Annotated in this window: 18 protein-coding genes; 8 read left to right on the top strand and 10 right to left on the bottom strand. The window is 59.8% G+C overall.

Annotation, left to right across the window (positions count from 1 at the left end; genetic code table 11):
* Positions 1-44 precede the first annotated feature (44 nt).
* Together T9A_RS01750 and T9A_RS01745 are read right to left on the bottom strand one after the other, a co-directional pair.
* Positions 45-1,118, bottom strand: a complete 1,074-nt coding sequence (locus tag T9A_RS01750; protein ID WP_035244542.1) for a prolipoprotein diacylglyceryl transferase family protein — start codon at positions 1,116-1,118, stop codon at positions 45-47.
* A 175-nt stretch (positions 1,119-1,293) separates the two neighbouring features.
* Complete coding sequence (locus T9A_RS01745; protein WP_035244540.1) at positions 1,294-1,551, bottom strand: hypothetical protein; 258 nt, start codon at positions 1,549-1,551, stop codon at positions 1,294-1,296.
* 151 nt (positions 1,552-1,702) lie between these two features.
* On the opposite strand from T9A_RS01745, the gene T9A_RS01740 reads away from it, so the two are divergent.
* Both T9A_RS01740 and T9A_RS01735 read left to right on the top strand, forming a co-directional pair.
* Complete coding sequence (locus T9A_RS01740; protein WP_035244538.1) at positions 1,703-3,271, top strand: GMC oxidoreductase; 1,569 nt, start codon at positions 1,703-1,705, stop codon at positions 3,269-3,271.
* A 134-nt stretch (positions 3,272-3,405) separates the two neighbouring features.
* Complete coding sequence (locus T9A_RS01735) at positions 3,406-3,972, top strand: hypothetical protein (RefSeq protein WP_035244536.1); 567 nt, start codon at positions 3,406-3,408, stop codon at positions 3,970-3,972.
* A gap of 19 nt (positions 3,973-3,991) precedes the next feature.
* Here the strand turns inward: T9A_RS01735 and T9A_RS16540 are convergent, their stop codons facing one another.
* The 3 genes from T9A_RS16540 to T9A_RS01720 all read right to left on the bottom strand — a co-directional run bounded on the left by T9A_RS16540 (position 3,992) and on the right by T9A_RS01720 (position 6,756).
* Positions 3,992-4,843 carry a DUF2914 domain-containing protein gene (locus T9A_RS16540; RefSeq protein WP_052042427.1) on the bottom strand — a complete coding sequence of 284 codons (852 nt, stop codon included), beginning with the start codon at positions 4,841-4,843 and terminating at the stop codon, positions 3,992-3,994.
* Positions 4,844-4,989: 146 nt separating this feature from the next.
* Positions 4,990-5,544 (bottom strand): YecA/YgfB family protein, encoded by a 555-nt coding sequence (locus T9A_RS01725; protein WP_035244534.1) that lies wholly within the window; start codon positions 5,542-5,544, stop codon positions 4,990-4,992.
* A 54-nt stretch (positions 5,545-5,598) separates the two neighbouring features.
* The gene (locus T9A_RS01720) at positions 5,599-6,756 is read right to left on the bottom strand and encodes a GGDEF domain-containing protein (RefSeq protein ID WP_232221959.1); all 1,158 of its coding nucleotides are present in this window, start codon (positions 6,754-6,756) and stop codon (positions 5,599-5,601) included.
* Positions 6,757-6,865: 109 nt separating this feature from the next.
* Here T9A_RS01720 and T9A_RS01715 point away from each other — a divergent pair, with 109 nt between their 5' ends.
* The 5 genes from T9A_RS01715 (at position 6,866) to T9A_RS01695 (ending at position 13,620) form a co-directional block, all read left to right on the top strand.
* Positions 6,866-7,960 carry an acyl-CoA dehydrogenase family protein gene (locus T9A_RS01715; RefSeq protein ID WP_035244532.1) on the top strand — a complete coding sequence of 365 codons (1,095 nt, stop codon included), beginning with the start codon at positions 6,866-6,868 and terminating at the stop codon, positions 7,958-7,960.
* Between the two features lie 9 nt (positions 7,961-7,969).
* On the top strand, positions 7,970-9,163 hold the full coding sequence (locus T9A_RS01710; RefSeq protein WP_035244530.1) for an acyl-CoA dehydrogenase family protein: 1,194 nt from the start codon (positions 7,970-7,972) through the stop codon (positions 9,161-9,163).
* 330 nt (positions 9,164-9,493) lie between these two features.
* The gene (locus tag T9A_RS01705) at positions 9,494-10,291 is read left to right on the top strand and encodes an SDR family oxidoreductase (protein ID WP_035244528.1); all 798 of its coding nucleotides are present in this window, start codon (positions 9,494-9,496) and stop codon (positions 10,289-10,291) included.
* A gap of 91 nt (positions 10,292-10,382) precedes the next feature.
* Complete coding sequence (gene ttcA / locus T9A_RS01700; RefSeq protein ID WP_035244526.1) at positions 10,383-11,234, top strand: tRNA 2-thiocytidine(32) synthetase TtcA; 852 nt, start codon at positions 10,383-10,385, stop codon at positions 11,232-11,234.
* Positions 11,235-11,460: 226 nt separating this feature from the next.
* A complete protein-coding gene (locus tag T9A_RS01695) occupies positions 11,461-13,620 on the top strand; it encodes a malate synthase G (RefSeq protein ID WP_035244524.1) in 2,160 nt (719 codons plus the stop codon).
* Between the two features lie 341 nt (positions 13,621-13,961).
* Here T9A_RS01695 and T9A_RS01690 read toward each other — a convergent pair whose 3' ends face one another.
* Positions 13,962-14,738 (bottom strand): type II and III secretion system protein, encoded by a 777-nt coding sequence (locus T9A_RS01690; protein ID WP_232221958.1) that lies wholly within the window; start codon positions 14,736-14,738, stop codon positions 13,962-13,964.
* A 107-nt stretch (positions 14,739-14,845) separates the two neighbouring features.
* On the opposite strand from T9A_RS01690, the gene trmB reads away from it, so the two are divergent.
* The gene (gene trmB, locus T9A_RS01685; protein ID WP_035244523.1) at positions 14,846-15,514 is read left to right on the top strand and encodes a tRNA (guanine(46)-N(7))-methyltransferase TrmB; all 669 of its coding nucleotides are present in this window, start codon (positions 14,846-14,848) and stop codon (positions 15,512-15,514) included.
* A gap of 76 nt (positions 15,515-15,590) precedes the next feature.
* Here trmB and T9A_RS01680 read toward each other — a convergent pair whose 3' ends face one another.
* From T9A_RS01680 to purB, 4 genes are read right to left on the bottom strand one after another with little or no spacing between them, the layout of a single operon-like run.
* The gene (locus T9A_RS01680) at positions 15,591-16,088 is read right to left on the bottom strand and encodes a DUF7931 domain-containing protein (protein WP_035244521.1); all 498 of its coding nucleotides are present in this window, start codon (positions 16,086-16,088) and stop codon (positions 15,591-15,593) included.
* Entirely contained in the window at positions 16,088-16,513 is a 426-nt protein-coding gene (locus T9A_RS01675; protein WP_035244519.1) for a GNAT family N-acetyltransferase, read from the bottom strand. Before T9A_RS01675 ends, T9A_RS01680 begins: the two co-directional genes overlap by 1 nt.
* A 10-nt stretch (positions 16,514-16,523) precedes the next feature.
* Entirely contained in the window at positions 16,524-17,657 is a 1,134-nt protein-coding gene (locus T9A_RS01670; RefSeq protein ID WP_052042426.1) for a JmjC domain-containing protein, read from the bottom strand.
* Positions 17,657-19,027: an adenylosuccinate lyase gene (gene purB / locus T9A_RS01665; RefSeq protein WP_035244518.1), complete on the bottom strand. Its 1,371-nt coding sequence runs from the start codon at positions 19,025-19,027 to the stop codon at positions 17,657-17,659. The genes T9A_RS01670 and purB overlap by 1 nt, the downstream gene beginning before the upstream one ends.
* Between the last annotated feature and the right edge of the window lie 140 nt (positions 19,028-19,167).

Raw genomic sequence — 19,167 nt, 5'->3', positions numbered from 1 at the left:
AAATAAACAGAACCTTCAATCGCGTTGTAGCTTGCAGCTAGAGGCTATTCTCCTCCCGCCTGGCTGCGCCAGTCTGCGGCCAGGCCGAAGCGTAGTTCGCCGGTGGTGATGGTGCTGGTGCCGGAGAAGAAGAACATGGCCACGGTGATGATCTGCAGGCTGAGAATAACCCCCGGTGACCAGAGGGCTCCCAGGCCGGCAGCAAGATCCGCCGCCAGGCCCCCATGGGCAGGCAGGATCAGACTGATGGCAATCCCATAGAGCGCGGCCAGCAACGCCATCATCTGGTATACCGAGAACAGTCTGCTGCCGCCACGATAGTCCGCCCGCAACGTTTCCGAATATACCCGCCACAACTGACTTCCTACCAGGCTCAGGGCAAAGGCCAGGGCAAATTGGCTGTGGAAGAAGAGGGCACTACAGACCAGCGCGAGCGCGGTATAAACCACACAGGTGACCGCCTGGATGGGGATCACTTTTACCGCTTCCATTTCCCCGGCAAAGGCAATCTTCTTGGTCTTGCCGATAAACACATGATTCAGGGTACAGAACAGGCGTTGGGCCCAGCGCGGTGAATGGCGCAGGGCCTTGCCGTAGCAACAGCCGAAGCTGATACAGGCCAGCCGTCCAATGCCTTCACCCAGTACATAGGCAATCGACATGGCGGCCAGCATGGGCAGAATCGGTAAGGCAGTCTGCCACCAGTGCTGGCTGGCCAGGTCCGCCAGCCACAGGAACAGCGGGGCGATAATAATGCCGACAAAGCTGGCACCGCCGACGGTGAAGCCATGGCGGTTTTTTTCCACCACGGTGGCAATGATCTTGGCGGCGGGCAGGCAGATTGCCAGTATCCCGAGGGTCAGCAGCAGTGCCGTGCCCAGCGACACACCGGCGGAAGCAGTCAGCAGAATAAAGCAGGTAACGCCGAGCCCGCCGGCGATACCGGTAAAGAGCCCGTAGAAGGTCAGGTTCAAACCCTGCCAGGAGCCGTCATGGTTTTTTTTCAGCGGTAACGAAGCCACGAATTGCCAGCGCTCTTCCGGCAGATGACGGAACAGAAAGCGAAAGCCTGCCCCGAAGATCAGGGCGCACCCCAACAGAAACAAATCCACAGCCATAGCGAGCTCCTTCAGCGGTAGCGTCAGGACCGAGCATGCGGCTGTATCAGTGCGGATCAATGACAGGTGGGTGACGGTTGCATGAAGGTGAAACGCGGCATCAGCCAACATGCGAGGAAGCGCGGACAATGCTTGAATAACGCGAGAGAGAAATGCTTAACGGATGTGCTGCGGGTTAATCTCGATTGCGCAAAAAACACTCGGCGGCTTGCACGATCAGTTCGGTGACGGAGCGGTCTTCCATCAGGGCCTGCATTTTCAGGCGTTTGTGCAGATCGGCGGGTATATCGGCAGTGAGCCGGCGGTAGCCATCACGCACGGCTCCCGGGCGCTGCGGCTTCGCGGCTTTCTTCGGACCGGGTTTACGAGCGGCACCGTTACGCTTGCGGGGGCGCTGCTGCTCTTCAATAGTGACGAAATCGATCTGTTCCATGGGTGCTGCAATGAGGCCGGCGAAGACAGTCGCCAGATTACTGGAAAGTGCTGCAAATAGACAGGATTGGCAGTTAATTTTATAGTGCAAAACCTTGATTAAAAAAGCGTTGTCGCAAAGGCAACGATAAGAACAGGGGTTGGGGGAGAGGATGGAAAATGTGGATGTCCTGATCATCGGCAGCGGCTTTGGCGGCTCGGTGATGGCCTGCCGGATTGCGGAGAAGGGAAGTCGGGTGGTGGTGTTGGAACGGGGGCGGCGCTGGTTGTCGGACGATTACCCATCGGTGTCCCAGCGCGATTGGTTCTGGGATGAAGACGAACCGGAAAAACAGAACGGCTGGATCGATTTTCGCTACTTCGGCGACATGAGTGTTGCCATGGGCGCTGGGGTGGGCGGTGGCTCCCTGATCTACGCCAATGTCAGCATTGAGGCCAAGCCGGAGGCCTTTGCCCAGGGGTGGCCGGAGGCCATCGATTACGTCACGCTCAAGCCCCATTACACTACCACTGGCGTCATGCTCAATGTGCAGGAACTGCCGGGCAATCAATGGACCCCGCGAACCCATCTGATGAAGGAAGGGGCTGACGCCGTCGGGGCCGGTGACCGGTTTCGTATTGTGCCCCAGGCGATCACCTTTGATCCCGACTGGAGCCCACAACGGGATGATCCATACTCCTATGGCCACAGCCAGACCTGGGTAAACCCTCAGGGCAAAACCCAGGGCACCTGCGTGCATTGTGGTAACTGCGATCTGGGCTGCCCGGTGCAGGCCAAGAATACCCTAGATCTGAATTACTTGGCGGCGGCGGAGAATGCCGGTGCTGATGTCCGTCCCCTGCATCATGTGCGCACCATTCGTGCCCTGGAAGGCGGCGGTTATGAAGTGCTGGCCAGGGACCTGGACAGCCATTGCTGGCGCCGTTTCAAGGCGGAAAAGGTGATCGTGGCTGCCGGTTCCATGGGCTCTACTGAACTGTTACTGCGCTGCCGGGATCAGTACAAGACCCTGCCGAAACTGAGTCGCAAGCTTGGCCACAACTGGTCCTGCAATGGTGACTTCGCCACCATGGCATTTTATGAGGAGCGCCAGATTTCTCCCACACGGGGGCCGACCATTACCAGCGCCATTGATTACCTGGATGGTGAAGATGGTGGCGCTCGTTATTTTGTGGAAGATGGCGGCGTGCCCGATATTCTCGGCAGCTGGATGGAGCGACTGGGCAAGGATCCCCGCTTCGCCAATACTCGGCTGGGTGCTGCCATGCTCAAGTATGGAGAGAGCAGTGATCCCTTTGCCAGGATGATGCCCTGGTTCGGGCAGGCCATGGACGATCCCGGTGGCCGTTTCTATCTGGGCCGTCGCTGGTACTGGCCCTGGAAGAAAGACCGCTTGAAACTGGATTGGGACTATCGCAAGGCGGAAAAGGCGGTACAGGGCCTGGCAGACCGCCATCTGTCGCTGACCGCTGCGACCGGCGGTGATCCGATGACGCCGGCCACCTGGGACTGGTTCAAGGATTTGGTGACCCCGCACCCGCTGGGCGGCTGCAATATGGCAGATTCTGTGGAGCAGGGCGTGGTAGACCACCGGGGAGAAGTGTTCAACTATCCCAATCTGTTTGTGATTGATGGCGCCATGGTGCCACGGGCGCTGGGTTTGAACCCGTCACGGACCATCGCCGCACTGGCCGAGTATGCCGCCAGTGAAATGGGTTGAGGTTCGCTTCATGCCACATACTTTATGCGAGACGGAACACCGTGCATTTTGCGGGTTTTCAGCAAGACAGGCGTGCTGCTCATTGGCGGCTACGATACCTTGGTAGTCAGTAGAGAATCAGAGAGGAATCCATAATGGCCGATGCCCGTTTCCATATCGTCTTTACCGGTCAGCTGGTGAAAGGGTCGGACCTTGCGACGGTAAAAAGCAACCTGGGAAAAATCTTCAAGATGGATGCCGCCCGGGTGGAGAAATTGTTTTCCGGGCAGCCGGTGGTGTTAAAGAAAGATGCCGACCAGGCCACCGCCATGAAATTCCGCGCAGTGCTGAAACAGGCCGGCGCAGAGTGTGAACTGCGGCCGGTAGCCGATCCCGTCCAGGCATCCGCTGGTGCATCTGCGCCGGCACCCGAATCCCGCGCAGCGTCTCCGGCCCCGGACAGTCGCGAACCGACAGAACCCTCGTCTGGCGAGCTGGAAACGGTGGGCACCATCCGCACCGGGGGAACCGGTTTTTCCGGGGCCTTCTCGGTGGCGGAAGTGGGGGCGGAAATTGATAACAGGGAAAAGGTCGCTCCTCCGCCTGCGCCGGACGTGGATCACTTGACTATGGCTCAGCCGGGGGAAGTGCTGGGGCAGAAAAAAGCGGAGGAAATGCCGGTGGCACCGGACATCAGCCATCTGTCGCTGAAAGACGACTGACGCCCGTGCTGTTGTGGCATCAGGGGCTGGATGCGGCCTGGAATACGGTGTCCCGCTCGTTGCCTTCCAGGCGCTTCAGTAGCCGGTGGCGGCTTTGCAGTGCCGGGTAAACCGGGCTGTCGGGGGAGATGGAAATCACCAGCGTTTGCATTAGTTCACGGGCACCGTGCACATCCCGCTGGCGTATCAGTTTGTCCAGTTGGGCAAAGGCCTCGTTATCTGCGGCCAGGGTATCCAGCTCAGCCAGTTGTTGCGGATTGGCGGTGAGCTGGCGAGCACGGCGTATCGCCACCTTGGCCGCGCGGGTATCGCCCAGATCAAGTAACTGGCGAATCACCGCGTAATTTTCACTGAGATCCACCGCGTCACCCTTGGCTTTTTCCGGCGGCGTTTTCAGGGGCGTTTCTGAGGTTTTTTCAGACGCCGGTGGCGTGGATGCTGCAGGGGCTGGCGACTGAGTAGCCGCGTTATCATCGGTGAGCGTCAACGTCCAGTTGCCCAGCTCACAGCCACTTTCTGTGCTGACGTTTACCTGCCACTGGCCTCCGGGAGCCAGATCAAGGCCGGCAAAGGTTTTCGACGACCAGGTGCGCCAGTAATCCGAGCCCACCGCCAGCGGCACATCAACAATGGGTTCACCGTTGTAGGACCAGGTATGGTGCAGCTGCTCGCCATTACCATCCTGGATGGCGGTAAAGAACAGTAGCTCATTGACTGAGAGTGGGGCGGTTGTGAGCTGAGCGAGCGGTTCCCGTTCTTCCACTGCAGTGGTGAAAGCGGCACTGACCAATGTCGGGCACGAGTTGTCGGTGGCAGTTTCAGCGAAGGCCAATGCCGGAATCAGCAGGCCGGTGACAATGCAGATACGCACCTTGATACCCCCAGAATGTTGTCCGGCTGCCGCTTTTGTCTGGATAGTTTTTGGATAGCGGCAGCATCTACAACAAGACTAGTGGCACAGCGGCAACAACGCGCAGAACTGCGTCACGTTAGCGGTGAACATTCGGGTAAAGACAATCAGTCTGCCGAGGCGGATTCATCACCCTGATCCGGACCATGGAACGCCAGGTAGAGCTCTTCCAGTATTTCCGGAATGCTCAGGGCCATTTGCCGTACCACCTGACTGTTGTCCCAGAGCGTGTCCAGGGCTTCGTCATCATCCACCCCTGAAATCAGGATGAAGGGCAGCAGCATTTGCGCCATCTGTTCTTCATCATCCTGATACCAGTTTTCTTCGGCCACAAAGACGCCGGTCATGAAACCGGCACACCAGCTTGCCAGATCCTGGCCGTCATCTTCCTGATAAGGGTCAAGCAGGCAGGGCAGGTTGACGGCGTCGCCACCGAGTAACTGTGTTACCAGTCGTTCGCGCAGCCGGTTGAGAGCATCAGTGACGTCCTCGGGAACCGGCATTTCCAGCTCTTCGCTGTAGTCCACCGTTTCCACGTCTGGCCCGACGGCCAGGGCACAGAGCATGCCATGGATTTCCGTCCAGGTAGGGGCGTCTTCGCCAAGGTCCTGGAAGTACTGGCGAACGGTGTTTTTCAGGCTGGGATTGGTAATGTCTGACATGGAGTCCTCCGCTGCCGGCAAGCATACCGGGAGTTATCGGCGGTCTCCAGGTATTCAGCTCAACGGCAGCTGGACCACCTGGTTCCGGCCCCGGGATTTGGCTCCATACAGTGCGCTATCAGCCCGCTTGATCAACTGGTCCGCCGTTTCCCCGGGCTGGAAGGCGGTCAAACCGGCAGAGAAAGTGGTTTTGATGTCACTGGCAAAGGAATAACCCTGTTCGGCGAAGCGCCTGCGCAGGCGTTCCAGAGCGGCTTCGCAGGCGGCTTCCGTGGCATGGGGAAACAGCACCACGAATTCCTCACCACCGTAGCGGGCCAACAGGTCCGATTTGCGCAGGCCCTGGCTGGCAATGCGGGCAAAGCGGCTGAGCACTTCGTCGCCACTATGATGGCCGTAGTTATCATTGACCCGCTTGAAATGGTCCAGATCGATAATCGCCAGATAAAGGGGGGTGTGGTTGCGGTTGGCGAGGGAAAGCTCTTCCTCCAGTCGTTCGAGAAAATGGCGGCGGTTATACAGCCCGGTAAGATCATCGCGCACCGCAATGGCTTCCAGGCGAGAGTGGGCATCACGCAGGTTTTCACGTTGATCCCTGACCCGGTTCTGCAAGTTGTGGATGTAGCCCCCCATATAGATAAACCAGCAGAGGATCAGGGCAAGAATGATCCAGTGCCCGATCAGAAACGAAAAGATCGCCTGTTGGGGGGTTTCCAGCCACTCGTATACCTGCAACGTGGTGAAGCAGAAAAGGGTAAAGCCGGCCATGGCCATTTGCCGGCGCCTGTCCAGGGCAAAAATGCCAAACGTCATCACCATGAAGTAGATGCTCAGCATGGCGCCACGTAGCTCGCGGGTATAATGCAGGATCACCGTGGTCAGGATGATGCCGGTGGCCATCTGCAAAATGGTCAGGCTGGGGTCGCCGAGGCGTTCGCTGAGACCACTACGGATGAGCAGAAAGAACACCAGGTTGATGGCAAATAGCACCGAGAACATCATCAGGTGCGGTGTATTGGGCGCAAAGGCACTGAGCTCGACGCCGAGGATGGTGCCCACCCATAGCAGGCAATAGGAGTAAACGGCCATGATCTGGCGGCGGAGGCGGATGGCGCGCTCCGGCGGTTCGGCGGGAATCAGGGTAAGCACGTAGGTAATCGGATCCTGTAGGTTGCCTGCTGGCTTTTTGGTCAACTTTACCGTTTTTCTCATTCCAGGTCACAGGGATGTCATTGTGAGAGGTAGACAGGGCCTGACAAACTGTCTCGAGTGAAACAATCGTTTGATTGGTTGTGTTAATTCGACCTCCTGAGGCCCGATCATGTCGACCCCCCTGTTTGATCTCACGCTCACCGAAGAGCAGCGCATTACCCGCGAGAGCATGCGACGTCTTGCCCGCGATTCCCTGTCGTCCCAGGCCCGAGCTGCTGACGATGCGGCGCAGGCCAATCCGGCGCTACTGGATGCCATTAGTGGTTTCGGCCTGGCCTTGATGCCCATGCCGGAAGCCCTAGGTGGCGTTGCCATGCCTCGTTCGCCGTTATCCAATGCCCTGGCCGTGGAAGATCTGGCCCAGGGAGACATGTCCCATACCCTGGCCGCACTGCAACCGATGGCTGCAGTGAATGCACTGATGGATTTCGGTGACGAGCAGCAACAGGAACGGTGGCTCCCAGTCTTGGCGGCGGAGACCTTTACTGGTGCAGCGTTGGCGGTCAACGAGCCCCGTGCCACCTTCGAGCCTGCTGCGCCGGCCACCATGGCCAGCCAAGACGGCGACACCTACACCCTCAACGGCGTGAAAAGTCTGGTCCCCATGGCTGCCCAATGTGAGTGGTTTGTAGTGGTGGCTGCTATCGATGGCGAGGTGGCGGGCTTTGTGGTGCCGGCGGAGGCGGAAGGGTTGACCATTGAGTCCGAGCCGTACATGGGGTTGCGTAGTGCCAACATGGCGACGCTGACCCTGGAAAACGTGGCCATCCCGGCCCGTGACCGGTTACCGCGCTTCGACCTGAATCGTCTGCTGGGCCTCAGCCGTATCGGCCAATGCGCCCTGGCGGTGGGCTGCTGTCAGGCGGTGCTGGAATACAGCATCCCCTACGTGAAAGAGCGCAAGGCGTTCGGGGAGCCTATTGCCTGGCGTCAGTCCGTGGCCTTCATGGTGGCCAACATGGGTATCGAAATTGAAGGCATGCGCCTGATGATGCTGCGCGCTGCCAGCCGGGCGGAGCAGGGCCTGGATTTCCACAAGGACGCCTATCTGGCCCAGTTGCAGTGCATGGAAAAAGCCATGGAGATCGGCACCAACGGTATCCAGCTGTTTGGTGGCGCCGGCTTTGTGCGCGATTACCCGCTGGAAATGTGGTACCGCAACCTGCGCAGCATTGCCGTGTTGCACGGCAGCCTGATGGTATAGGAGAGAGTCATGATCAATCTGGAAATTCCGGCCAAGCTCGAACAGGTCCAGCAGATGGCCCAGCAACTGGCAGCGGGAGTGTTTCGCCCCATTGCCCGCAAATACGACGCCATCGAACACTGCGATACCCCGGAGGAGCTGAAGCCGGTGGCGCAGATGATGGCAGCCATGCCCCGCGGCGGTGGGAAAAAGGGTGCCAGTGACGAGATCAAGAACGGTAGCAACATGACCGGCATCCTGGCGGTGGAAGCCATGTGCTGGGGCGATGTGGGGTTGATGCTCTCCATTCCCGGCTCCGGGCTGGGCAATGCGGCGGTGATGGCCGTGGGCACCCCGGAGCAGAAAGAGAAGTATGGCAAGCTCTACTGTGCCATGGCGATTACCGAGCCCGGCGCGGGTTCGGATTCCGCTGCGGTCAGTACCACCGCTGAACTGGACGGTGATGAGTGGGTGCTCAACGGTGAGAAAATCTACTGCACCGCGGGCCAGCGCTGTGATGCGGTGGTGGTCTGGGCGACCCTGGACAAGTCATTGGGCAAGGCGGCGATCAAGTCATTCATCGTTCCTCGCGATAACCCCGGCCTGCAGCTGGTGCGCGTGGAAGACAAGATGGGCCTGCGCGTGTCAGATACGGCGGCCCTGTCGTTCAACAACTGCCGAATCCCCAAGGACCATATCCTTGGTTCGGCAGAAATTGGCGATACCGAAGAGGCCCGCAAAAAGGCCTTCGGCGGGGTGATGCAGACCTTTGATAATACCCGTCCCCAGGTGGCAGCCATGGCATTGGGCGTGGCCCGTGCGGCACTAGAGATAACCAGAGAAATATTGGAAAAAGAAGGGGTTGAGGCTGATTTCTCGAAACAACCTTATAATTCTACGGCGCGGGAGCTGGAGCTGTACCGGCTGGAAGCGGACCTGGAAGCCGCCCGCCTGATGACCCTGAAAGCCGCCTGGATGGCAGACAATGGCCAGCCCAATTCCAAAGAAGCCTCCATGTGCAAGGCCAAGGCCGGGCGCATGGGCAATGAGGTAACCCTCAAGTGCGTGGCCCTATGCGGCGAGCTGGGCTATTCCGAGCGGACGTTGCTGGAAAAGCTGGCTCGGGATTCAAAGATCATCGACATCTTCGAGGGCACCCAGCAGATCCAGCAACTGATCGTGGCACGGCACCTGCTGGGGCTGTCGTCCAGAGAGCTGAAATAATATGTCGACAAGGCCGCTGTAGGAACGGAGCGTAGTGGAGTAACGCACGTAGTTCCGTGCGGCCCTAAGGGTGAGCGAAGCGAATAATGCCTCTCGAGGCGCGAACCGCGCTTGCGCGGAAATCGTCCGCAGGACGATCAGGAGTTTCAGGGCTCGCCAGTTGTATGGAGGTTAGTCTGTAAGCTAGAAGGCAACTTGCCACGGCCAGTTCGCGCCTCGAGAGGCGCTCCTACAGCGGCTGCGTAGTTGGCGTATTTGCTGTTTCAGCCTTTGGATTTCCCGGCCATGGCATTACCCTTGCGGTGTCTTTGACTTCAAGGAGCGTGTGAGATGGCCGAAACGCTGGCTGGCAAGGTGGTGTGGATTACCGGGGCCTCCTCCGGGATTGGCGAGGCGTTGGCGAAGGAATATGCGCGCCGGGGCGCAACCCTGGTGCTCTCCGCCCGTCGGGAAGAGGAGCTGAAGCGGGTCCAGGAGGGTCTGGTCAACGGTGATGACCATCTAGTGTTGCCGCTGGATCTGACGGAAGTCGAAGCCATGCCTGCTGCCGTGGCGGCGGTGCGGCAGCGTTTTGATCGTCTTGATCAGGTGGTCCACAACGGCGGCATTTCCCAGCGCTCCCTGGTGGCCGACACCGATTTGGCGGTGGATCGGCGAATCATGGAGGTGAATTTCTTTGGCACCGTGGCGCTGACCAAGGCGGTATTGCCCTGGCTGAAAGAGCAGGGCCGAGGCCGGTTTGTGGTGGTGACCTCGCTGGTCGGTGAGCTGCCCACGCCTTTGCGCAGTGCCTACAGCGCCAGCAAGCACGCTCTGCACGGTTTCTTCGAATCCTTGCGTGCCGAGGAATACGATGCTGGTATCCGGGTGACCCTGGTGATGCCCGGCTTTATCCGCACCCAGGTCTCCCTCAACGCGCTCACCGCCGATGGCTCTGCCCAGGGCAGTATGGATGAGGCTCAGGAAGCCGGTATTGCCCCTGACGAATGCGCCAAACGGATGGTGAAGGCCGTGCAGCAAGGCCGCGATCAGGTTATCATCGCCGGCCGCGAGGGTGCCGGTATCTACCTGAAACGCTGGAGCCCCGCGCTGTACCGCCGATTGATCCGCAAAATGAAGGTCACATAATCGCCCACACGCTTCACGCAAAATCTGCTTGTTGCGCCATTGCTGTTGCGTGAAGCGTGGTGGCTGTTACACAGAGAGAGAAAGGGTTCCCATGGACACGCTGGACGCCAAACAACGGACTCGCCTCAACAAGCTGCAGAAGAAGCTGCGGCGCGAGGTCGGTCGTGCCATTGCTGATTTCAATATGATCAGTGAGGGCGACAAGGTGATGGTGTGCCTGTCTGGCGGCAAGGATTCCTACACCATGCTGGAAATCCTGCGCAATCTGCAGCATTCGGCGCCGGTGAATTTCGAGCTGGTGGCGGTGAACCTGGACCAGAAGCAGCCGGGGTTCCCGGAGCATGTACTGCCGGAGTACCTGGAGCGGGAAGGGGTGGCCTATCACATCCTCGAGAAGGACACCTATTCCATCGTCAAGGAGAAGGTGCCGGAGGGGAAAACCACCTGTGGGCTGTGTTCACGGCTGCGTCGCGGTAGCCTCTATGGCTTTGCCGAAGAGATCGGCGCCACCAAGATCGCCCTGGGCCACCACCGCGATGACATCGTCGAGACCCTGTTTCTGAACATGTTCTTTGGCGGCAAGATGAAGGCCATGCCGCCCAAGCTGCGCAGCGACGATAACCGCAATATTGTTATCCGTCCTCTCGCTTACAGCCGCGAGAAGGACATCATCGAGTTCTCCAACTTCAAGGATTTCCCGATCATCCCCTGCAACCTGTGTGGCTCTCAGGAGAACCTGCAACGCCAGGTGATCAAGGAGATGCTCAACAAGTGGGACCGGGATCAGCCAGGGCGCATCGAGAACATCTTTGCTGCCATCCAGAATATTGCCCCCTCGCAACTGGCCGATACGCGCCTGTTCGACTTCGAAAATCTGGAAGACGGCCAGCAGCAGGGCGGTGAGCAGGCTCACCGACTGGACGTGGTCAACCTGTTCGGCTGATCAAAAAAGCATCGTTTCGGCGATTTTGCCACTAAACATGATTCACGGCGCCGTTTCCGGTAAAATACCCGCGCCTTTTTGCGGTGCGGTCTGTCAGGCCGCCATGTAACCGTTTCCCCGGGCTTCTGCGACTTCCTCCGACCCCCTTCAAGCGGGGTCGACCCTTGGGTTTTCGCCGAATGTCCCGATTAACCAAGACTCTCTCGACCAGAAGGGTAGGAGCACCATGACCGATCGTATTCAGAAGGGTAGCCTTGAAATCGCTGCCGAACTCCATGATCTGGTAGTCAACGAGATTGCGCCGGGTACCGGCGTGGACCCGGAACACTTCTGGGCCGAGCTGGAAAGCATCCTCAAGGACCTGGCGCCCAAGAACAAGGCGCTGCTGGAAAAGCGTGAAACCATCCAGGCGCAGCTGGACGAGTGGTACAAGGCCCGTAAAGGCCAGGCCATCGACATGGCTGAGTACAAGCAGTTCCTGACCGAGATCGGTTACCTGCTGCCGGAAGGCGAGGACTTCAACGTTACCACCGAGAATGTGGATGACGAGATCGGCACCATCGCTGGGCCGCAGCTGGTGGTACCGGTGAAAAATGCCCGTTTCGCCCTGAACGCCGCCAATGCGCGTTGGGGCAGCCTGTATGACGCCCTCTACGGCACCGACGTGATTTCTGACGAAGGCGGCGCCGAGAAAGGCGGGGCTTATAACCCCAAGCGTGGCGCCAAGGTGATTGCCTGGGCCCGTAACTTCCTGGACCGCTACTTCCCGCTGGCCTCCGGCTCCCATAAAGACAGCACCGGTTACGCCATTGTTGATGGCAAACTGGAAGTGTCCCTGGGCGCTGAAAAATCCGGCCTGAAAGACGAAGGCCAGCTGCAGGGTTATGTGGGCGAGGCCTCTGCCCCATCCGGTATCCTGCTCAAGCACAACAACCTGCATGCAGAAATCCAGATCGATGCCAGCCACCCGATTGGCACCGACGACGCTGCCAACATGAAAGATGTGCTGCTGGAATCTGCCATCACCACCATCCAGGACTGCGAAGACTCCGTAGCCGCCGTGGATGCGGAAGACAAAGTCGAGGTGTATCGCAACTGGGCCGGCCTGATGAAGGGCGACCTGCAGGAAAGCTTCCAGAAGGGCGGCAAGACCATGACCCGCGCCATGAATCCGGATCGCGAGTACACCGCGCTGGACGGCGGCACCCTGACCCTGCACGGCCGCTCCCTGTTGCTGGTGCGGAACGTGGGCCACCTGATGACCAACCCGGCTATCCTGCTCAATGGCGAGGAAACCCCGGAAGGCATCATGGACGGCATGATCACCGTGCTGGCCGGCATTCATGACCTGAAGAAACTCAACAAGCTGAGCAACAGCCGCACCGGCTCCATGTACATCGTGAAGCCGAAGATGCACGGTCCGGAAGAAGTGGCCTTCGCTGTTGAGCTGTTCGAGCGTGTCGAGAAGGCCCTGGGCCTGGAAAAGAACAGCCTGAAGATCGGCATCATGGATGAAGAGCGCCGCACTACCGTGAACCTGAAAGAGTGTATCCGTCAGGCGAAAGAGCGTGTGATCTTCATCAACACCGGCTTCCTGGACCGCACCGGTGACGAAATGCACACTTCCATGGAAGCAGGCCCCATGGCGCGTAAGGGCGACATGAAAGCCCTGCCGTGGATCAATGCCTACGAAGACTGGAATGTGGACATCGGTCTGGAATGTGGTCTGCCGGGTCACGCCCAGATCGGTAAGGGCATGTGGCCCAAGCCAGACGAAATGGCCGAAATGATGGCCACCAAAGCCGGTCACCCGAAAGCCGGTGCCAACTGTGCCTGGGTGCCGTCCCCGACGGCTGCGACCCTGCACGTTACCCACTATCACGAGATTAACGTGGCAGAAGTCCAGAAAGAGCTGGCTAACCGCAAGCGTGCCTCCCTGGACGATATCCTCACCGTGCCGTTGCTGACCCGTGAGCTGTCCGCCGAAGAAATCCAGCAGGAGCTGGACAACAACGCGCAGGGCATTCTGGGTTACATGGTTCGCTGGATCGACAGTGGCGTGGGTTGCTCCAAGGTGCCGGACATCAATGATGTGGGCCTGATGGAAGACCGCGCCACCCTGCGGATTTCCAGCCAGCACGTAACCAACTGGTTGCACCACGGCATCACCAATCAAGAGCAGGTGACCGAAACCCTGAAGCGCATGGCAGAAGTGGTAGATCGTCAGAACGCCAACGACCCCACCTACGTGCCCATGGCCAAGGATTTTGACAACTCCGTGGCCTTCCAGGCAGCGATGGAGCTGGTGTTCGAGGGCTGCTCCCAGCCCAGCGGCTACACCGAGCCGGTCCTGCACCGTCGTCGCCGTGAGCTGAAAGCCCAGTAAGACAAAAAGCCCCGCACCGCGGGGCTTTTTTTCGCTACAAGCTACGCTTCGCTGGAAATGCTTTCTACGAAGCTACTGTAGGAGCGGCGCTTGAGCCACGAACCTTGCGCAGCAAGGAAGTCGCCCGTAGGGCGATCAGGGCTCCCAGAGCTCGACAGGTTTCTGCACTGTGTGCGGCGCCTGCATGGTCCCCGATAACGGTGCGGGAAACGTGACCGGGAGCGTGTTACTGCGTTTGCCTGAGACTGCCATGCTTGATCGCCCTGCAGGCGATTCCGCGCTCCGCGCGGTTCGCGGTTCGCGGCTCAAGCGCCGCTCCTACAGCAGCTTCGAGTGCGACGCTATTCCTTTTCCACCATCACCTCCAACGGCAGATTGAACTGCTGGCTGCTGCTCTGCACCCCGCCAAAACCACGCTGGTCCTGTTTGCGGTCTACGCGGATGCTGCCCATGGGCTGCCAGACCCCGGGCTGTACTCTCAGGGTGGTGCCGCTGGACTGGGTCTGTGCCAGTCCCGGGCCGCCAGTTTGGTCATAACGTTGGCTGACCTGTAGCACCACGCTGCCGTCCGGGGTCAGTTGCGGGATTACCTGGATACCCTGTTGTAGCTCAGCAAGCACGGTGCCGTAATAACCGCCGCCGAGGGCGAGCAGGGTGCCCTGGCTGATATGGGCTGGGTAACCGCTGAGGGTGCGAATCTGGTAATGGTCCTGCAGGCTGCTGTGCTGCCGGCTTTGTTCAATGCGGATGTCACCGGAGACCCCGCCGGGAATGCGGCCCTGGATACGGGTATCCACTCCGCTACGCTGGCCGCTGCTGGTACCTTGACGACGAAGATGAACAACCAGAGCGCTGGGTGCGGCTTCCAGGCTGCCCAGCGCACCTTCCAGTTCAGCCATATTGCTGTCGGTGGTGCGGATGATCAATTTGCCCTGATAGGCCCGGACGCTGCCGCCGGGGGCCAGTAGGGGTTCGATCACCGACACCAGTGCCGGGGCATCCGGGCGGGGTAATACGTGGATGCGCATGGAGTCTGCCATGGCCTGGCCGATCATCCCCAGAAGCAGGCTGAGCAGCAGAACGAGATGTCGGCAGCGGTGTATTCGTCGTTGCATCATGATCGACTCCGGCAGGCTTTTTCTCACTCTATCATGGCCGCTGCATTACGCATCTCTACAGGATCACAGGCATAATGGCGTCCGCCTGAAGTTGCCCCAGAGTTGCCATGTTTGCCAACAGCCGTAGCGTTACCTCGAATCAGACCGGAATCCACAATGACCTGGAGCGGGTGGTCCGTCGCCATCTGCAAAGTCCCTGGCAGGCGCCTATTGCGGACCATGATGCTCAGGCGTTTGCGCAATTGCAGCAGTGGCGGCAAGCGCAAGGCGCTGAGCGACCGCTGATGCTGGATTCCGGCTGTGGCACCGGGCGCTCTTCCTTGCTGCTTGCCAGCCAGCACCCGGAGGCTCTGGTGGTGGGGGTGGATCAGTCCGCTGCCCGCCTGGAGCGTGCCGGCAGGCGTTTTCAGGCACTGCCGGACAATCTTTTGCTCTTGCGGGCGGATTGCGCGGGTTTGTGGCGGCTGATGGCCGGGGAAGGCCGGCAACTCCTGCGCCATCAGATTCTTTATCCGAATCCCTGGCCGAAAAGCGCACATCTGAAGCGGCGCTGGCACGGTCATCCGGTGTGGCCCACGATGTTGTCGCTGGGTGGCGTGCTGGAAATGCGCAGTAACTGGTTGCTGTACCTGCAGGAGGTGCGGGACGCGCTGGCGATCAGTGGCATTGATGCGGCGCTGTCGGAACTGCCGCTGCAAAGCGAACCGTTGACGGATTTCGAGGAGAAATACCAGGCCAGCGGTCAGGTGAACTGGCAGCTGACAGCGACTCTGTAACGCGGCGGGTAGGGAGGATTAGCCGAAGGCGTAATCCACCAGATTCCTGGTGCCAGACTTTCCACCCTACAAGATTCTATAAACGCAGCTCTCGCAACTCTATTGAGGAGGCTGCCCGTTCCCAGTGTTCCTGAAACTGTCTGGACAGACGTGGCGCGCGGGGAAGACGATGGCCGCACAGGTCGAGTCGGCCGGGCCGTGGCCAGCCCGCAGCTTCGAACAGTCCGGTCCCATCGCCGATAGCAAAGCAGAGCTGGTTGTCACGGTCATCATCCTGGCACTGGCGCATCTGTATGCGAGAGGGAAGCCGGCGGGCCAGATGGACCAGGCGATGTCCGTTACGCACGGCCTTGTCCTGGCTGTCGTACTGAATGCGGATATCGGTTTTTGCGCTGCGCAGGGCCAGGCGCTTGAGGGCATCGCAAACAGCGCTGTCGGCGGTCAGGGCGTCCAGCTCCGGGACCCGCAGCCAGAGGCTGCGACGGCAGGCGGAAATCAGCGAAGCGAGTGCAGCGCCGGCCTCGCCGAATTCAGGATGGAGCAGGGTGTCGTCGTCACCGATGACAAAAGGCATCAGGCGAGGGGTTTGAACATCTGCCGGTGGGGGATGTTGGCATCCATGAAGATGCCACCGGACACCGCAAAGCCGGCCGCTTCGTAAAAGCTGGTGGCGTGGGTCTGGGCGTGCAGGAAGATTTCTTCCATGCCCTTGGCCCGGGCGGCTTCTTCCGCGGCTACTAGCAGGGAGCTGCCGACACCATTGTTGCGCTGCTCGGAAAGGACGCACAGTCGGCTGATCTGGCCGCTGGGAAGAAGGCGAATACAACCGACCGGATTCTGCTCCCGGTCCAGGGCCAGAAAATGGATGGCCTTGTCATCTTCGCCATCCCACTCCAGCTCTTCGGGGACGTGCTGTTCGTTGATGAAGACCTTCTGGCGAAGGGCTCGCAGGGCGGTGTCGTTTTCGTCCCAGCGGGTCTCGATAATGCTGATAGCCATAGGGGTCTCGTTATAGTTGGGCGAAGTAGCCCTGTTCAATCCAGTCATGTAGCAATTCACTCCCGGCTGGCTGCAGTACGGCATCCAGCGCTTCCTGGGTATAGCAGCGCTGGCGGGCCAGCAGCTGTACCAGTGGTCGTTGTTGTTCTGTCAGTGAGTAGGGCTCACCGTTTAGCCAGGCAATGTTGCCCTGCAAAATCAGGCGCACACTACCATGGCGGACCAGGGCGATCGAAGGATCGCGCTGGCGAATATGGGCATCATCGACGGCAAATTCAAGTCCATCCAGCCGGGGAGTGGACAGCCAGCGATAAACTGCCCGCTCTATCGCCGCCGGGTTGAGCAGGTCCAGGGCGCCGCGAACCAGTTGCTGCCGGTCTGCATCGGCCAGTACCGCCGGATCCTTGGGCACCTGCCGGTCCGCGTCGGTAAACAGCTCGCTGTCCGCATCGGCCAGGCATTCGCCGGCGATTTCCGCCATCAGCATCTGGTAATCCGGGGCCCGGAAACCCACCGACCAGGTGATGCAGTCGCTGTCTTCGGCGACACCATGGTGGGCCATGCCGGGGGGCAGGTAGAGCACATCGCCAGGGTTTGCCACGAACTCTTCGCGCACCGGCATGTCGGCCACCAGCTTCAGGTCAGGGTGTGGCAATTTCGGCGTTTTTTCGTCGCAGACATCACCGATCTGCCAGCGGCGGCTGCCGGCGGCCTGGATCAGGAAAACGTCATAGCGGTCGAAATGGGGGCCGACGCTGCCACCCTTGGCGGCATAGCTCATCATGATGTCTTCCAGCCGCCAGTTGGGCAGGAAGGCAAAGCTGTCCAGCAGCAGGGAAACATCGGTCAGATAATGGTCCACGGACTGCACCAGCAAGGTCCAGTCCCGCTCGCCCACCTCGGCAAACACGGTTTCCTCGAATGGCCCCTGTTTGAGCTCCCAGTTGCTGCCAGCAGTGCCGCGAATAATGCGGGCTTCCACGTTTTCTTCCAGCGCCAGCCCGGCCAGGGTGTCCGCGTCAGGTTCATCCAGGCCGCTGGCAGCGCCGGGCATGAACAGTGGCTTTTTCTGCCAGTAATCACGCAAAAACGCTGCCGGGGTGAGCGGCAGCGTGAAGGTGGGCAGGCCCGGAGCGTCGCTCATCAGATATTACGCGCTTGCTGGGCCGCGTTGCCGATGTAGCTGGCCGGGGTCATGGCCAGCAGGATTTCCTTGGCTTCATCCGGGATCGCCAGATCATTGATGAAGGCAGTCAGGGTGTCCTGGTTGATGCCATCCTTGCCACGGGTCAGCGCCTTGAGCTTTTCGTAGGGCTTCTCGATACCGTAGCGACGCATGACCGTCTGGATCGGCTCTGCCAGCACTTCCCAGGCCGCGTCCAGGTCGTCGTTAAGACGTGCCGGGTTCACTTCCAGCTTGCTGATGCCTTTCAGGCTGGCTTCGAAAGCAATCAGGCTGTGCGCCAGGCCGACGCCCACGTTACGCAGCACGGTGGAGTCGGTCAGGTCGCGCTGCCAGCGGGACATCGGCAGTTTGGCGGCCAGGTGATCCATGATGGCGTTGGCCAGGCCCAGGTTGCCTTCGGAGTTTTCGAAGTCGATCGGGTTGACCTTGTGCGGCATGGTGGAGGAACCCACTTCGCCTTCCACGGTTTTCTGCTTGAAGTAGCCCAGGGAGATGTAGCCCCACACGTCCCGGTCGAAGTCGAGCAGGATGGTGTTGAAGCGCATCAAGGCGTGGAAGTACTCGGCCACGCAGTCGTGGGGTTCGATCTGGGTGGTATAGGGGTTGAAGGTCAATCCCAGGCCTTCCACGAAGCGGCGGGCAAAGGCTTCCCAGTCAACGTCCGGGTAGGCGGACAGGTGAGCGTTGTAGTTACCCACGGCACCGTTGATCTTGCCCAGCAGTGCCACGGCGGCGAACTGGTCGCGCTGGCGTTGCAGGCGGGCCACCACATTGGCCATTTCCTTGCCCACGGTGGTGGGGGAGGCGGATTGGCCATGGGTGCGCGACAGCATCGGCTGGTCCGCCTGGGCGTGAGCCTGGCGGCGGATGGCGCTGATTACCTGATCCATCTTCGGCAGCAGGATTTCCCGGGCTTCTTTCAGCATCAGGGAGTAGGACAGGTTGTTGATGTCCTCGCTGGTGCAGGCGAAGTGAACGAACTCGCTCATGCCGGCCAGCTCATCGTGCTCGGCCATCTGTTCCTTGATGAAGTATTCCACCGCTTTCACGTCGTGATTGGTGGTGGCTTCGATGGCCTTGATGCGTTCGGCGTGATCGACGTCGAAATCGCGGGTAACACCGCGCAGGTGCCAGGCCGCCTGACCGCTCATCAGCGGTACTTCGGGGATGTTCTTGTCGTGGGCGAGCTGTTCCAGCCAGCTCACTTCCACATGCACGCGGAAGCGGATAAGGCCGTATTCACTGGTGGTGTTGCGCAGGGCATCCACCTTGCCGGCATAGCGGCCATCGACCGGTGAAATGGCAGTCAGAGAGGTAAGGCTGGACATGGAAATGGCTCCCGAATCGTTTCCGTGAGGGTAAAAGCGGCGCAATGATACCGTAAAACCGCAAAGGCTGCGTTGTTGTTTGCCGGGTTAGCGGATGCCACCCGTAGGAGCCCCGCTTGAGGGGCGAACCGAGCGAAGCG

This window comes from Alcanivorax jadensis T9, from assembly GCF_000756655.1.
GTDB lineage: Bacteria > Pseudomonadota > Gammaproteobacteria > Pseudomonadales > Alcanivoracaceae > Alcanivorax > Alcanivorax jadensis.
The sequence above is the reverse complement of the archived record's forward strand: the minus strand, read 5'-3'. Positions and strand labels throughout refer to the sequence as shown.